This is a genomic window from Exiguobacterium alkaliphilum, from assembly GCF_018138125.1.
Classification (GTDB): Bacteria; Bacillota; Bacilli; order Exiguobacteriales; family Exiguobacteriaceae; genus Exiguobacterium; species Exiguobacterium alkaliphilum.
The window spans coordinates 581,556-597,834 of sequence record NZ_CP073101.1 but is presented as its reverse complement, the minus strand read 5'-3'; the positions used below and the strand labels follow the sequence as shown (position 1 = coordinate 597,834).

The following is a 16,279-nucleotide window of genomic DNA, read 5'->3' as shown; positions in this document are numbered from 1 at the left end:
AAGCGTTTCAGCCGGTTTTTTCATGATTCACGCCAGAAACTCATCCCGCCTTTGACCGAATAGACGTCTGTATAGCCTGCATTCTGAAGCATCACGGCCGCTCGCTGGCTGCGCATCCCGCTTTGACAGATGACATAGACGGGACGGTCTTTCTGTTTCGGGTATTGAGCGTTCGCGTTCCCAAAGCCAGATAGGGGCACGTTTTTCGCCTGCTTAATATGACCGCCTCGATACTCTTGTGGCTCCCTTACGTCGAGCAGCTGGATGTTGCGCTCTTCGGCAATCTTGAGCTTCAGTTCATCCGTCGACACCGTCTTCACACTGTTCCGCTTAGACCACCACACGTAAATCAATCCAATTACTACCGCCACAAACAAGAAATCAAGCATATGTCCGCCTCCATGATCGATGAGTTTTGTTACTTCGATTATACCCCCTTAGGTATATAAGTCAATGAAGACGCCTCAAAAAAAGCCACGCCCTCAGGCGCAGCTTAAAAGTCGAGCAATGAATCGGTTTTTGGCTCTTCATCCTCTTCGAGCGGGATTCCGAGGAAAGCCGCCATTTGACGATCGAGCGGCGGCTGATCCGGTGCCGGCGCCACCGTCACAGGAGCAGACGGTTGGACGGAAGGGCTCGAGACTGCTGGATCCGCAAGTAACAGTTCGCAGTACCCCATCAGCTTGGCAACATGCCGTTTCTGCGTCTCTCCGTTCGACTGTTCGATTTCGGTCATCACATGTTTCATTTGGGCGATGAGTTGTTGTTCGGTAATCATACGTCCACATCCTTTACCCCATCATTGTGCCGGAAAACGCGGCAAGCCCGCAAGTGTCACGCTTGACCGTCACGGGTATCGAGCCACGTCTGGAACGCCTCAAAATCGAATCGGACTTGATTCCCGTAGAATCGAGCCCAGCGCGCGATTTGTCGGATGAACAGTGGTTTGGCGTCCCCGATGGCGGCGGAAATCCGTTCGCTCGCCTCGTAATCGAGAATATTCGCGTCTGCGTCGGCACGGGCATGGATTTTGGCCGTAATCTCGGCTTGAACGTTCAACGTCTCAATGAGCGCCGTCTCGTCCTTGATGTGCTTCGCTTTCACTTTTCGCTTATAAGGCGAACGCTGTCGCACGTAGTATTCGTGACCATCGATCGTCAAATAGCCGAGATACGGGTCACGGCTATGCACCATCGCCCGTTGCGCCGCCGTCACCCGCGCCCCTTGATGGGATAGCCCATCCTCGAACAAAGGGTGCGTCGGCAGAAAGAGGGACGGAACGGCCGACTGGGCCTGTTTCATCTCAAGGATAACGTCCTCGTCATGTTCCGCGTCCGCCCCTTCAATCAAGATGTAGTAACGCTCCAAACCAATCGAAGCCGTCCCGCTATCGAGCTTGATAGCGATGTCTTTTACTTCATAATGGTCGGCGTGATGGCGATGGTCCGCTTTCAACGACGTCAAATAGTCGGGCCAGGCCGCTTTAATCTTCGATGCCATCGTCTCGCTTACAGGAATCAAATCTTCGCTCGTCGCGAAATAGCGCTCCTCATCGCGCACCTCGGTCCGTTCGGCCATGAACGCATCCTTTTTCGCCTCTGCCTTTTTGATGATTTTTTTAATCGCCTTGCATGTGTTCGCTTTCGTGAACTGCACGTCCTCGTCTTTTCCGTTCGCGTAACGGTCGATCGTTTTGGCATACGTCTTCGCATACGACTCGATGGCCGCCGTCGCATCGAACCCCGCCTCTTCGGCGAACAAGTCGACCGAAATGGCCATCCGTAACACGTCGAACAAATACGATCCGATATACGCCTCATCGAAGTCGTTCACGTCATAGATGATCGTACCGCCCCCATCCTCGAACACGCCGAAGTTCTCGAAGTGTAAATCCCCTTGGATGAACGTCGGATGCGCGTCACCCGTATCAAACGCGAGCGGAACTTTCGCGAAGTCATAGTAAAACAAGTGGGAGCTGCCCCGGAAGAACGAGAACGGGCTCACGCTCATCTTCGTGTACTTTTCGCGCCGCGCTTCTTCAGACAGATGTCGAATCGACGTATCATAGTAGTCGAGGACGGTCGCAATCGTCTCCCGGCGGATTTGTTGCTTGACTGAAGTGAACATCGCCTTCTCCCCTTCACGCGTCGAATAAGTGTTTGTACTCCCCGTACCCGGCCGAGTCGAGCTCTTCTTTCGGGATGAACCGGAGCGAGGCCGAATTGATGCAGTAGCGCAAGCCCCCGAGCTCTTTCGGACCATCATCGAACAAGTGACCGAGGTGGCTGTCGGCCCGCTTCGAACGGACCTCGGTCCGCACCATGTGATGGGACGTGTCCATGTTCATATCGAGCCGTTGCTCTTCAATCGGCCGTGAGAAACTCGGCCAGCCACAGTTTGACTGAAACTTGTCGCGTGACGTGAAGAGCGGCGTCCCGTCGATGATGTCGACGTATAGCCCTTCGCGCTCCTCGTCCCAATACTCGTTTTGAAACGGCGGCTCGGTGCCATTCTCTTGCGTGACTTTAAACTGCATCGGTGTCAGCCGTTCCTTCAATTCTTTCTGCTGCTTCTTATCGCTCCACGCCTCTTTAATGAATTTCGCGCGACCGGAGCCGACGCGATACATCTCATAGCGGAACGGATTTTTCTTATAATAGTCTTGATGATAGTCCTCAGCTTCCCAAAACGTCTTCGCCGGACGAATCTCGACCTCAATCGGTCGGTCGAACCGTCCTGAGTCCTCGACTTCTTGCTTCGACCGCTCTGCCGCCGCTCGCTGTTCTTCTGAGTGATAGAAGATTGCCGGACGATACGACTCACCGCGGTCGTTGAACTGGCCGCCGCCGTCCGTCGGGTCGATTTGACGCCAGTAAATGTTTAATAACTCTTCGTACGAGATGACGTCCGGGTCATAGGTGACCTCGATCGCCTCTAAATGTCCCGTCGTCTCCGAACAGACTTGTTGATATGTCGGATTGTCGACATGCCCGCCCGTATAACCGGAAATGACATGCTCGACTCCCTCGTATTTATGAAACGGTTTGACCATACACCAAAAACAGCCTCCCGCAAACGTAGCTTTTGCCATTATCAATCCCTCCTTATTAAGTAGTGTACCCAAAAAAATGCGGAAGCAACAAAAAACGAGAACCCCGAACGTGTTCTCGTCTTCAATCCTCGACGCGGTTCATATGCCGCATCACTAAAAATAAAATCACACCGACGATTACAGCCCCAAGAATGGTCAACGCCGGGTTGTTTCGTGCCGATAATGTATAAAAGATCGCAAGTCCAATCAAGATGAGCGCAATCGGAATGAACGCTCGTTTAAAATGATCCCAATAACGCACGGACAGTCCCCCTTTTTTCTATCATACCAAACATCTCGACTGGGATAGAAGAAAAGCTGGAGACGATTTGAAAGGAGCAACAGAGATGACCATGGAAACATTATGGGCGAACCGCCCGACCCTCATCTGGGAAGAACGGTTGAACGAGGGAGATGACATCTATACCCTCCCGGCCATCCTCGCCGTCGATGCCGCGCTTCGACAATACGCGAACACGCTCACCCGTTCCGACAAGTCAGAGGCGAGCGTCTTAGCGGCTGTCCGCGATCTCGTCTTGCGGCTAAACGAACTCGATGAGGAACATGACTACTTCATCGAGACGATGGAACGCGAGGAACTGTATGATTTCATCGTCGCTGCGGCTGCACTCGTCGGCTACGAAACCGACGACGACGTGACGGAAGAGTGGCGCGAATGGTGAGCCGATTGAAACGATGCCAGTCACTTGAATTATGCTACACTTAAACTAGTTATTTCCATTTCCACACAGGGGGACTGTGTCCATGCTCACCATCATCAACTCATTTTTCATCGACCTATGCATCTTGTTCACGCTGTTCACAATCTCGTTCCTACCTTTTCGGAATCGACCACGACTGACGCCGCATTCGCCGCTGAAGGCCCGTGTCCTGCTCGGGGTGCAGAGCGCGTTCACCGCCACGATTTTACTCGGGAACGCCCTTCATCTCGAAGGGGTGCTCATCGATTTACGAGCCATCCCGATCACGCTCGCCGTCTTGTTTGGTGGTTGGGTGAGCGGCGCCGTCGCGGCTGTCTTGTTTTTGATCGGTCGTTTTTTCATGATCACGAACGGCGAGTACGTCGGGTTTTACTTGGCGATCGCCACGATGGTCGCGCTCGTTCTTCCGGCGAGCCTGTTGCGGCTCAAACTTGATAACACGCGGAGCACGTTGCTCGTCTTCACGACAATCGGCGCCATCGTCTTCGGTGCGGCATTCTATTACGCGTTGCCACTCGACTTGTTCTATCCGATTTTACTCGTCTATCTCGTCATGTCGTACGTCGGCGCTTGCGCCGCCTATCGTCTGCTCCAAGAGTTGCGCCGGCACTTTGAGAACGTCCAGCATCAGCAACAGCTCGCGCGCACGGACGCTTTGACGGGGATCGCCAATCGTCGCCTGTTGAACGAGGCGATGGCAAACTTGACGGTCGAGGCAGAAGAGTATGCGCTCATCCTCGTCGATATCGATCATTTCAAACGCGTTAATGATACGTATGGCCATGACGTCGGCGACGACGTGTTGCGTGAGCTCGGGATGCTTCTTGTCGCCGAGAGTCGCGAAGATCACCTCGTCGGACGTTTCGGTGGAGAAGAATTTTTAATCATCATGCCGAACGCTCAAAAAGACGAGGTGTCACGCCTCGCCGAATCTATACGAGAAAAAGTCTCGACGTTCCCGTTCGAGACGAGTGCCGGGACGCTCCACATCACCGTTTCGCTCGGTGCCTGCCATTCGAACGATATCGAGGTCGACAGTGTCTTGAAACATGCCGACGAAGCGTTATATCACGCAAAAGAATCGGGACGCAATCGCTTCATTTTGGCTTCATGAAGCCAAAAAGCGTTCGTAAAAGTTTAACACGTTCATCAGTTTTCCTGCTTTACTTTCCCTAGTCGAATCGGTACACTAGGCTAGACTTTGGTTCGTAAGCTTTTTGTAATCATCGATTTGACTAGAAAAAGGGGAAACACATTTCATGACAGTCTTGTTATCACTATTTGGGTTGATGTTCGTGGGATCTTTCGTCCTCGATTATCAACGCGGTAAGACGTTCCGCCAATCACTCTTTGGGGGAGTCGATACGTTAAAGCGGAACTTGTTCATCTTTTTACGCACCTCAATCTCCATGATGATTTTTATCGGACCGCTCTTGCTCATTTCGATGTTCGCCTTCCCGCGTCTCATCGGATTCGATGCGGTTGCATCTTTCCTCATCGCCGTCTTGAGCATCGGGTTCGCCGAACGCATCATCGGCATGATTGTCGCTCCGCTCGTGCGCACGTTCTGGCACCAGCGCGGAAACGTGATGCCGCTCTATCTCGATGCAGGCCTCTATGTCTTCTTACTCTCGATTCTCGTCTTCGAGTTTCTATTGAATATTCCAGGCGTCAATATCGCCTCTCCAATTATCGCCGTCTTTTACGCGTTCGCGTTATTTTATATCCGCTATCTGTTCAGCTTGCTCCGGTTCACGCTCAGTAAAGGCGTCCCGTCAAACTGACCCTCGACACTGCAATCGGATCTCGGTTGCAGTTTTTATTTTATTACTAATTGACAATGAGAATCGTTATCACTTATACTCGACTTGTAGCTCCCAAAAGCTTGACGCGCTCGTTCCCCAAACGCATGCGTCACGTGGATTCCCCTCCACGACACTCTTTTTGAAAGCAATGCGACAACCCCCATTTGTTGCACCCAGATTTGCCATATGAAAAAGCGAGCGGCTCTCCGACGGAGCCGCTCGCTTTTCGTTTAGGCGAATACATCTTGTTCGATTTGCTTCAACGCATAGAACGTGCCGCGCGCCTGCATCAACTCATCGAATGAACCGGTCTCGATGACGCGCCCGGCTTCCATGACGATGATTTGATCGAACGCCTCGAGCCCGTTCAGACGGTGGCTGACCATGACGAGCGTCGAAGCCTGTGCTGTGTCGAACATCTCGGCGTACACGTCCGCCTCGGTCCGCGCATCGAGCGCTGACGTCGCCTCGTCGAGTAGCCAGAGCGAGCCGTTTTTAAGTAGCGCCCGGGCAATCGCGAGCCGCTGGCGTTCCCCACCCGACAAGTTGGCGCCTTTCTCAAGCACCGGTTCATCGAGCGAGAAGCCGAGCCGGACGCTGCTGAGCGCTCTCGTCATCGCCTCGTCCGTGTGTTCACCGGCAAGCGCCAAATTGTCGCGCACCGTCCCGAAGAAGAAGTGGTTCTCTTGAAGGACGACGCTCGCATGCTCCCAAATCGACGCCTGTGTGATGTCGTCGAGTCGTGCCTCGTCGATGAAGACGTCGCCTTCGTCTGGACGGATGAAAGCGAGGAGCATTTGGAGGAGCGTCGATTTCCCCGAGCCGCTCGGCCCGACGATTGCCGTCTTCGATCCGCTCGGGAACACCGCATCGACGTCGACGAGGACGTCGCGGAACGTGTCCGGATACCGATAGTTCACACGGCTGATAGTAATCTCAGGTGCCCCTTGAAGCGAGATGTCGCGTCTTGCCGCTTCGGCTTGCTCCATTGCTTCACTCGGTGCCACGACCTCAAACAGACGGTCGGCCGCCTGCTTGCTGTCGGCAAAGTGACCCGGGAAGACGGCCATCGGCGTCGCGTTCTCAAACGCCGTGAGCGACATCATGATGAGCATGGCGAGGAACAAGCCGTCAAGCTCTCCACCGACGACCAAGTAAGCACCAATCGCGAGCACACCCCAAGAGACGAGCAATGACGCACCGACGACGAGCGAGGAGTTGAAGAACTGGCTCGTCACATCTTCACGCTCGGCCGCCACGTAGCGGTCGCTCCGCTCCATCAAGTCTTGCTTCGTCTTTCCGAGATGTTGATGCAGCAACAAGTCACGATAGCCATACATCATCTCCGTCATCCCGCTCGACAAATCACCACGAAGCGACCGCAGTTTGCGGTCGTGTCGGGCTCGGACACGGGCGAAGAAAGCCGGGATCAAGAAGCCGGTCACGAAGACACCGAACAAAATCCAGAGGCTGACGAAAATTGAAAAGTACGTGACGAAAAAGATGGTGCTCAAGAAGACGAGCACTAAAATAATTGGTGGATAGAAGACGCGTAAAAAGTAGTTCTGTAAGCTCTCCACGTCCCCGACGACGCGCGCGAGTAAGTCACCGCTTCGATATTTCGCGAAGATATTCGGGACGAGTGGTTCGAGCTGTCGATAAAACCGGACACGGAGCTCACTCAAAATGGTGAACGTCGCCCGGTGCGAGGCGAGTCGCTCTTGATACCGCGCGCTCGCTCGGATGACACCGAACAGTTTGATTAAGACGACAGGAATCATAAGCGCATAGAGCGGTGGTACGAGGCCGGCCCGCGCGACGAGGTATCCGCTCGCCGCGAATAAGGCGACGGCGGCAAGTCCCGCCACGTATCCAAAGAAGATGGAGAGGACGATATCCTTCTTCTCTCGCATCATCCATTTCGTGATCGTCCAAAGGGAACTCATCCTCTCACTCCTTTCTGTAACGTGAATAAGTCGGCATAAGCCGGGACATGGAGCATCTGTTTATGCGTCCCGCTCGCGACGAGCGTCCCGTTGTCCATGAACCAAATCGCATCCGCCTGCTTGATCGTATGCAGACGATGGGCGACCGTGACGAGCGTCGCGTCGCGCGACAACTCTTCGATCGAGCGGCGCACGATTTGCTCGGTCATCAAGTCGAGACCGGTCGTCGGCTCATCGAACAAGATGATGCCCGGCCGTTTCAAGAAGGCGCGGGCCAACGCGAGCCGTTGCCGCTCGCCGCCAGACAAGCCGTAGCCGCCCTCACCGAGTTCGGTGTATAGCCCGTCCGGCAAATGGCGAATCACGTCGACGAGGCCGGCCGCTTCGGTCGCGCGCATGATCGCCGCTTCGTCAGCCGTCTCGCCGAGGGCGATATTGTCAGCGAGCGTCCCAGCGAACAAGTACGGGGTCTGCGAGATATAGCCGACCGTGCCGTACCACGACGTGTCCGTATACGAGTGGAGCGGCTTCCCGTCGACGAGGACGCGACCCGTATCGGGATTGACGAGCCCGGAAAGAAGATTTAACACCGTCGTCTTCCCTGACCCGCTCGCCCCGACCAATGCGATATGTGACCGCGCCGGAATCGTAGCGTTGAGCGGCTGCAAGGTGAAGCGACCGCCCTGATATTGGAACGACGCCTCCTCGAGTCGAAGCTCAGGGGTCCGGTTCGTCAGCACGCGCTCACCCCACATGATGCGATCATCCGGGGCGTCGAGCGCTTCAAAGATTCGATCGGCCGCACCCATGCTGCCACGTCCCGTATGGAACGCGCCACCGAGGTCTTTGATGGCCAAGTAATATTCAGGGGCCAAGACGAGAATGAGAAAGCCGGCGAAAAACGTCAAGTTCTGCCAGACGACCATTTGGAGCGCCACTTCAAGGGCGACGACACCGGTACTGAGCATCGAGATGAACTCGAGCATGAGTCCGGACAAGAACGCCGTCTTCAAGACGACCATCGTCGCGTCTCGGAAGTCGAGGCTGCTCTTCTCGATGGCTTGCGCTTCTCGCTCCGTCCGTCCATATAGCTTCAGCGTTGTCAGTCCTTGCAAGACGTCTAAAAACTTACCAGAGAACTGGTTCATCTTCTCCATCTGTTGTTCCGATTTCTTCTGCGTCGCAATCCCGATGATGATGAAGAAAATCGGGATGAACGGCGCCGTCACCATCATGATGACGCCCGAGATCCAATGTTGGGTGAAGACGACGATGAGAATGAGGAGCGGAATAATCGACGTCTGAATCACTTGGGGCCAATATTGGCTGAAGTAGGCGTCTACCTCGTCGACGGCGTCCATGTATACGCTCACTTTCTTACCGGATTGTCCCGAGAGCGACGTCTCCACCGGGTTCGACGTATAACGATCCAAGAGTTGACGTCGAAGCGACCGCTTAGCCTTCTCTGACAGGCTCGCACCGATGCGTCCCGAGACGTAACCGAACAACGCCCGGACGAGAAGCGCGACGACGAGCCAACCGAGCGCCGGAAGGACGCTTTCAAACGATTGATTTTGTAAGAAGACACGGTCGACGACGTCGACGATTAAATAGGCTTGGGCTAAAATCGACAAACCGATCATGACGGCCGCGATGACGAGGCCGATGATGTGCCGCTTTTCAGCTAACGCGAGGGCTTGCAGTCGTTTCACTGCATTCATCCTTTCTAACAAGTCATAACATCATTTCTTTGTGATGATTCTCACTAATTATATCGCATGCATCGCTCCATAGCGAACGCTTCGCTTACGAGAGCATGCAAAAAACACCGTACGTCCGTACGGTGTCAATGCGTCGCTTGTTCAAAATATTCCGGATGCTCCGTCACGAGTTGTCGGTCATCGAATTGCAGGATGTCTTCTTTCCGTAGCCGCGACAAAATACCCGACACCGTCTCCCGTGATGTCCCGGACAGGCGCGACAGTTCGACCGTCGTGAACGGGCAGCGGATACGGACGCTGTCTGCCTCGCGCTCCCCTAAGTCTTCAATCAAGTAGTGAATCGTGTTGAGCACGCGATCCGTCGCGCTTGGCGTAATAATCTCTTGGAGACGCCGTTCATGTAAATCGAGAATCCGGTTCATCTGCCCGACGATATTCAACAGCATCGTCGCACTTCGTTTGACGAGCTGTTCGAATCGGTCCGCCGGCATATAAATGACCGTGATATCAGTAAGTGCCTCCGCGGAGTGGCGGTAGAACGTCGTGGAAAACATCCCGCTGTACGGAAACAACTGCTTCGGCTTCAAGTAGTCCGCGTATTGATACATCGCCGTCTCATGGAGGCGCTCAAGCTTGACGTAACCGTCCATGAGAAAGTAGACGCGCTCCCGCGGGTCGCCTTCCATAAACAAAATCTGTCCTTTTCGATATGTCCGTTGATAGACGTGCGGCAAAAGCGCCTCGAGTTCTCGACTCCCACACTGCTTGAACACGTCGATTTGTCTCAAGTCCTCAACCGTCCATTGCTGCGACATGTCGCATCCCTCACTTTCCACAATCGAATCGTTCCCCCTTCAGTATACTAAATCGTTTTATGTAAACGCTTTCAAATTCCGACAGTTTTCTGACAAGACAAAGAGGGGACAGCCCCCTCTTCAGTCCAACATCAGTTCCATGATCGCGTCTTGTAGATCCCGCTCGAGTTCGAGCGCATGCAAATCGAACAGCCACGCCTCGAGGCGCGTTTTTGCTGCCGACATCTGATACAACCGGTCTTTCAAATCATAGGAAATCTCGGCCCGGTCGAGGAAACGGTACAACCGATCGAGGCGGTGGTCGTTACTCGTCAAGTCGACCGGGAGTTCGACGGTCATGTCGCGGTCAACTTCTCCGAGCTCTAGACGGAGCGTCTGTGTCTCCTGCTTGTACGCACCTTCGGCTTTGACGCCACGAACGAGGAGCGTCATCGTACGCCCTTCCGGCAAGACCGTCGCATCTCCAGACAGACGAATGTCGAGGCGGCGGGCTTCCCAGTCGAGTGTGAACGTCGTCTCAGCATACGCGCCGGTCTCATAAGAACGGTCCGTCCCATTGTCCTCATAAAGCGTGAACGTGTTCGAGGCCCCCGGGAAGATGAGCACTTCTAATTCGTCCGGGTTGGCCGTGTCGTTCCGCCCAGAATGGTGCGGGGCCATCGGGATGATGGCTCCCGCCTTCGCGAACACGGCCTGTTCGTCTATTCCCCGGAACACACGGACCGACTTGTCACCCGCATAACGATGTCCGGTGAAGAAGTCGAACCAATCGCCTTTCGGTAACCAGACGTTCGAGGCGGCGACGTGTAGCGCCTTGTTCATCGGCTCGACAATCGGCGCGACAATCAGTTCACTGCCGAAATAATATTCGTTCGGCACGTCATACGCCGCGTCCTCATCCGGATGTTCATAATACATCGGCAAGATGAGCGGGGTCGCCTCCATATGGTTACGCCAGTTCATCGTATATAAGTACGGGATGAGCTGGTGACGTAGGCGCAGGAACGACTGCATCGAGCGTTCGGCCTCTAATCCAAAACGCCACGGTTCTTTGCCGTTGAAGATGCTGAACGTCGAATGAAGGCGCATGATGGGACTGAACACCCCGAACGCGACCCAACGCGCGGCGAGTTCGTCGTCTTTCGCCCCGCGATAGTGGCCACCGATGTCATGGCTCCACCAACCATAGCCGATGTTCGAGGCCGTCGCGGTGAAATACGGTTGGAATGCGAGCGACGCCCATGAGATGAGCGTGTCTCCGGAAAAACCGATTGGATAACGATGGCTTCCCGGCCCTGCGTACCGTGAGAAGATGAGCGGACGGTTCCCGTCTCGGGCGATATCGACGGCGTGGTAATGGTTTAGCATCCAGAGCGGGTCGAGTCCTTCCATCTTCGAGGTCGAGCCTTGTTGCCAATCGATCCACCAAAAGTCGACCCCGTCGGCTTCATGCGGGTGATGCATCTGTTCGAAGTACGCTTGGATGAACCGTTTATTTGAAAAGTCGAACGGGATCCGATTACCGGTCGCCGGGTCGACCCCCATCGCCTCGGCCATCGATTCGTATTGGTCCTCAAAGGCGCGCACCCCATCAGCCGGATGGAGGTTCAACGTGACGAGGAGATGTTCCTCTTTCAACCATTTCAAGAAACCTTTCGGGTCCGGGAACAAGTTTCGGTTCCACGAGTATCCGGTCCAACCGCTCCCGTACTCCTCCGGTATGTCGGTGACGTGCCAGTCCATGTCGATGACGCTGACCGAAAATGGGATGTCCTCCGTCTTGAAGCGACGCATGAGCGCCTTGTATTCCGTCTCGTCATAGCGCCAATATCGGCTCCACCAGTTCCCTAGCGCTTTTCTCGGCAGCAGCGGGGTCGGACCGGTCAGCTGATAAAAATCTCGGAGCGCACGCCGATACTCGTGACCGTAACCGAAATAATACAAGTCATGGACGTCTTTACGGCGTGGCTCGACGAAGCGGTCGTCCGTCATGATGAATGATGTCGAATCGTCAATAACGGCGTAGCCTTGTTTTGAGACGATCCCTTCATCGAGTTCGACCGCGCCGTCGACATGGTCGAGCGTCCGGGCCGTCCCTTTGAGCGTCCGTTTTGGCCCGTTGAACGTATAGCGACTGTAATACGTACTGAAGTTCCCTTTCACATCGACATAGAGTGTGTTCGGTGCGAACGGGCCTTTCGTATAGTACAAGTGGACGTGGTCGGTGATGATTTGCAGTTCGTGCTCGTCTTCGATGACCCGAAAATCTGGGACGTCAAAGGCGCGATTCCAGACGACTTGGGTCGGTCGGTCCTCAAAAACACCATCGGCCGCGTACTCCATACGAATCAATTGGCTCGTGAGCACGGTGAAGCGATAACAGCTTCCCTGCACGACGGCTCGTTCATCCGCTTTCGGTTTCATCTGCTTCGAATAGACGTGATCCTGTTCAAATAAGCGCATAGGTTCGAGCGTTGCCGCTCTTCGTCACTCCCTCTCTGTTTGTGCAAACGTTTACACCAAGAATGATACCAATGTCAGTTTCGACATACAATCTTCCTTCCCGATGTCTCTGTTTCGAAAACGACAGGATGTGGGTGCACAAAAAACCGTGACCCGGGTCGGCCATGGTTAATCGATTATTGTTTTAGCGTCGCCGCCATGCGAACACGCGTCCCGATTCGGCCTCGCACCGCCTCATTGACCTGATCGAGCGATGTGATGACGGCAAGGCGCCCTTCCCCCGTCTCCGCGAATTGGAGGGCGGCGCGAACTTTTGGCAACATGCTACCGGGCGCGAACTGCCCTTCCGCGATATACGTCTCGAGTTGTTGTTTCGTCGTCTCTTCGAGCGCCGTTTGGTCCGGCGTCCCAAAATGGACATAGACGTGATCCACCGCTGTCAAGATGAGGAGCATGTCGGCCTCGACGAGCTCGGCCAATTTTGCGGCGGCAAAGTCTTTATCGATGACGGCCTCGACACCGACATAACCGTCCGGTGTATCGATGACCGGAATGCCGCCCCCGCCAGAGGCGATGACGACGTGTCCGTTGTCGATGAGGTCACGAATGACGGCATGTTCGCAAATCGCAATCGGGAACGGGCTCGGGACGACACGACGATAACCGCGGCCAGCGTCCTCTTTAAACAGGAAGCCAGTCTCTCGCTCGAGTCGAATCGCTTCTTGCTCCGAATAAAACGGACCGATCGGCTTCGTCGGGTGACTGAAGGCGCTATCGTTCGGATCGACTTCGGCCCGTGTGACGAGTGGCGCGACCGACCGTTCGAGTCCATGTTTCCGGAGCGCTTTCGTCAGCGCGTTCTCAAACCAATACCCAATCATCCCTTGTGTCATCGCGCCACAGACGTCTAAGGGCATCGCCGGTGTCGCCTCGCTATCGGAAGCTGCTTGTTGCAACATCAAATTTCCGACTTGGGGCCCATTGCCGTGCGTGATGATGACCTCGATTCCTTCTGCAATTAGACCCGCCAACGCGTCGGCGGTCGTCTCGACCGCGCGCATTTGGGCGTTCGCGGTCGCATCCTTCCCTTGTTGGATTGCATTGCCACCGAGCGCGATGACGACGCGTCGTTTCTTCATGTCCATTCCCCCGATCAAAAGACTGTGATGTTGCCTGAGACGATGCGGACGACCGCTAAAATGGCGAGGATGGTCAACATACCGGCGACAGTCCATTCTGTCTTCGTCAACGACTTGATCCCGTTCTCACGTTGCGCTTTCACGTAGAGCAACGTCCCTGGTGCGTAGAGGAGCGTCGTCAATAACAAGTAATCGACGCCTGCCGCATAGATGAGCCAAATCCCATAGATGGAAGCGACCGCCCCAATGACGAGATCGCGCGTCCGACGTTCACCGGCGTTGTAGCCGATGCCATTTTTTGCGACTTTCACTTGATAGAAGGCCGAGAACGCCTATGGAATCAAGATGGCGCTCGATGCGAGCGAGAAGGCGAAGTTATACGCCGCGTCCGAGAAGAGGAACGTGAACAGGAACAGTTGAATTAAACCATTCGTGAGCCAAAGTGCGTTCGCCGGAGCGTTGTTTTTATTCTCTTTCGTGAACCAACGCGGGAAGACACCGTCTTTCCCTGCCACGTACGGAATCTCTGCCGCAAGGAGCGTCCAACCGAGCCACGCCCCGAGCACCGAGATGACGAGCCCACCGTTGATGAGCATCGCCCCCCAAGGACCGACTGCCGACTCGAGCAAGTACGCCATCGCCGGTTGCGTGGCGTTCGCCACGTTCTCTGGATTCAACAAACCGAGCGACATAATCGAGATGAGCAAGTAAATGATGAGCGTCCCGAGTAGACCGATGACAGTCGCCTTCCCGACGTCCGAGCGCTTCCGGGCCCGTCCTGACAAGACGACTGCCCCTTCGACACCGATAAAGACCCAGAGCGTGACGAGCATCGTCGAGACGACTTAATCGCGGATGCTACTCCATGAGAAGCCGCCCTGTCCCCAGAAGTCGAACGTGAAGTTGTCGAGATTTGAAGAAGAATAACGTGATGGTGATGAAGGCAAAAATCGGAACGAGTTTCGCGATGGTCGTGATGATGTTGATCATCGACGCCTCGTGAATCCCACGCAAAATGAGGGAGTGGACGAGCCATAGCATGATGGACGCACCGATGATGGAGGCGATGTTTTGACCGCCTTCGAAGATTGGAAAGAAATAGCCGATCGAACTGAACAATAGTGTCGCGTACGCGACGTTTCCGAGCCAGGCGGAGAGCCAGTAGCCCCAAGCCGAGTTGAATCCGACGAACTGTCCGAAGCCAGCCCGCGCATAACTATACACCCCGCCGTCGAGGTCCGGTCGCCGCATCGTCAAGTTTTGGAAACTTAATCCGAGTGTGATGATCCCGATGCCGGTGATGACCCAGCCGATGAGAATCGCACCCGCGTTCGCACCTTGGGCCAAGTCGGCCGCCAAGTTGAACGCCCCGCCCCCGATCATCGAACCGACGACGAGTGCCGTCAGGGCCCCGAGCCCCAATCGTTTGTCTTTCGGACTAGGATTTGCGCCAGCTGAACCGCTTGAGTCATGATCTAATTTCGTAGACATTTAACTCATCCCTTTCGCTTCATTAAAGGGGGGAAATCCCCCCTCTCCTCAACGTTCGAGCCATTCCGCTGTATCGACAAGCGTCGCCGCCATGACTGCTTTAATCGTGTGCATCCGATTCTCGGCCTCGTCAAACACGAACGAATGACGGCTCCGGAATACTTCATCGGTCACTTCCATCTCGGCCAAGCCGTACTCTTCGTAAATGGCCCGGCCCACCTCTGTCTCTAAATCGTGGAACGCCGGGAGGCAGTGGAGGAACATGACATCTGCGTTCCCCGTCTTCTCGAGCATCTCCATGTTCACTTGATACGGTCGGAGCAGTTGAATCCGCTCTGCGAACTCGGCCTCTTCACCCATCGATACCCAGACGTCCGTATAGATGACGTCCGCGTTCGCGACCGCCTCGTCGACGCTTTCTGTGAGGGTGATGAGCGCGCCCGTCTCTTGTGCGACCGAGCGGGCGTAATCGACGACCTCGTCTGACGGCCAGAGTGATTTCGGGGCACAAATCCGGATATCCATTCCGACTTTTGCACCGCCGATCAACAACGTGTTACCCATGTTATTGCGCCCGTCCCCGACGTAAACGAACCGAATGCCGGCAAGGTCGCCTTTTTGCTCTTTCACCGTCAAGAAATCGGCTAAAATTTGCGTCGGGTGATACAAATCGGTCAACCCGTTCCAGACCGGGACGCCCGCGTCACGTGCGAGTCCTTCGACCGTCGCATGCGCGAAGCCTCGGAACTGGATGCCATCGAACATGCGACCGAGCACGATGGCCGTATCACGAACGGATTCTTTCTTACCAAACTGAATGTCCGACTTTCCGAGATATTCCGGATGCATGCCGAGGTCGACGGCTGCGACCGTGAATGCACACCGTGTCCGCGTCGACGGCTTTTCAAACAAGAGCGCCACATTCTTCCCTTCACAGACGCGATGTGGGATGCCTTGTTTCTTTTGACGCTTGAACGCGGCCGACAAATCAATCAAGTAGTTCAGTTCGTCCGGAGAAAACGCATTGAGTGATAAAAAATGACGGCCTACCAAATCAACATTGTACGTTGTGGACATGTTCAGGAT

At 54.8% G+C, this 16,279-nt stretch carries 14 protein-coding genes and 1 pseudogene; 3 read left to right on the top strand and 12 right to left on the bottom strand.

Annotation, left to right across the window (positions count from 1 at the left end; all coding sequences use genetic code 11):
- Positions 1-20 precede the first annotated feature (20 nt).
- The 5 genes from KB235_RS03240 to KB235_RS03220 form a co-directional block, all read right to left on the bottom strand.
- The gene (locus KB235_RS03240) at positions 21-389 is read right to left on the bottom strand and encodes a rhodanese-like domain-containing protein (protein ID WP_211780375.1); all 369 of its coding nucleotides are present in this window, start codon (positions 387-389) and stop codon (positions 21-23) included.
- A 104-nt stretch (positions 390-493) separates the two neighbouring features.
- A complete protein-coding gene (locus KB235_RS03235) occupies positions 494-778 on the bottom strand; it encodes a DUF5327 family protein (protein WP_211780374.1) in 285 nt (94 codons plus the stop codon).
- A gap of 56 nt (positions 779-834) precedes the next feature.
- Complete coding sequence (locus KB235_RS03230; protein WP_211780373.1) at positions 835-2,127, bottom strand: DUF2252 domain-containing protein; 1,293 nt, start codon at positions 2,125-2,127, stop codon at positions 835-837.
- Between the two features lie 13 nt (positions 2,128-2,140).
- Complete coding sequence (gene msrA, locus KB235_RS03225) at positions 2,141-3,091, bottom strand: peptide-methionine (S)-S-oxide reductase MsrA (protein WP_211780372.1); 951 nt, start codon at positions 3,089-3,091, stop codon at positions 2,141-2,143.
- Between the two features lie 82 nt (positions 3,092-3,173).
- Positions 3,174-3,353 (bottom strand): hypothetical protein, encoded by a 180-nt coding sequence (locus KB235_RS03220; RefSeq protein WP_034817509.1) that lies wholly within the window; start codon positions 3,351-3,353, stop codon positions 3,174-3,176.
- Positions 3,354-3,438: 85 nt separating this feature from the next.
- On the opposite strand from KB235_RS03220, the gene KB235_RS03215 reads away from it, so the two are divergent.
- From KB235_RS03215 to KB235_RS03205, 3 genes are all read left to right on the top strand, one after another.
- Entirely contained in the window at positions 3,439-3,774 is a 336-nt protein-coding gene (locus KB235_RS03215) for a hypothetical protein (protein WP_211780994.1), read from the top strand.
- Between the two features lie 82 nt (positions 3,775-3,856).
- Positions 3,857-4,927: a GGDEF domain-containing protein gene (locus KB235_RS03210; protein ID WP_211780371.1), complete on the top strand. Its 1,071-nt coding sequence runs from the start codon at positions 3,857-3,859 to the stop codon at positions 4,925-4,927.
- A 145-nt stretch (positions 4,928-5,072) separates the two neighbouring features.
- Complete coding sequence (locus tag KB235_RS03205) at positions 5,073-5,597, top strand: hypothetical protein (protein WP_051622660.1); 525 nt, start codon at positions 5,073-5,075, stop codon at positions 5,595-5,597.
- Between the two features lie 251 nt (positions 5,598-5,848).
- Here the strand turns inward: KB235_RS03205 and cydC are convergent, their stop codons facing one another.
- The 7 genes and pseudogenes from cydC to argF form a co-directional block, all read right to left on the bottom strand.
- Positions 5,849-7,564 carry a thiol reductant ABC exporter subunit CydC gene (gene cydC, locus KB235_RS03200; RefSeq protein WP_211780370.1) on the bottom strand — a complete coding sequence of 572 codons (1,716 nt, stop codon included), beginning with the start codon at positions 7,562-7,564 and terminating at the stop codon, positions 5,849-5,851.
- Positions 7,561-9,285 carry a thiol reductant ABC exporter subunit CydD gene (cydD, locus tag KB235_RS03195; RefSeq protein ID WP_211780894.1) on the bottom strand — a complete coding sequence of 575 codons (1,725 nt, stop codon included), beginning with the start codon at positions 9,283-9,285 and terminating at the stop codon, positions 7,561-7,563. Before cydD ends, cydC begins: the two co-directional genes overlap by 4 nt.
- A 125-nt stretch (positions 9,286-9,410) precedes the next feature.
- Positions 9,411-10,100: a Crp/Fnr family transcriptional regulator gene (locus KB235_RS03190; protein WP_211780369.1), complete on the bottom strand. Its 690-nt coding sequence runs from the start codon at positions 10,098-10,100 to the stop codon at positions 9,411-9,413.
- A 120-nt stretch (positions 10,101-10,220) separates the two neighbouring features.
- Positions 10,221-12,563, bottom strand: coding sequence for a glycoside hydrolase family 31 protein (locus tag KB235_RS03185; protein ID WP_211780368.1), 2,343 nt, complete (start codon positions 12,561-12,563; stop codon positions 10,221-10,223).
- Between the two features lie 176 nt (positions 12,564-12,739).
- Complete coding sequence (gene arcC, locus KB235_RS03180) at positions 12,740-13,702, bottom strand: carbamate kinase (RefSeq protein ID WP_211780367.1); 963 nt, start codon at positions 13,700-13,702, stop codon at positions 12,740-12,742.
- A gap of 14 nt (positions 13,703-13,716) precedes the next feature.
- Positions 13,717-15,193: pseudogene (gene arcD / locus KB235_RS03175) on the bottom strand (arginine-ornithine antiporter).
- Between the two features lie 48 nt (positions 15,194-15,241).
- On the bottom strand, positions 15,242-16,270 hold the full coding sequence (gene argF, locus KB235_RS03170; protein WP_034817486.1) for an ornithine carbamoyltransferase: 1,029 nt from the start codon (positions 16,268-16,270) through the stop codon (positions 15,242-15,244).
- Positions 16,271-16,279: the final 9 nt, after the last annotated feature.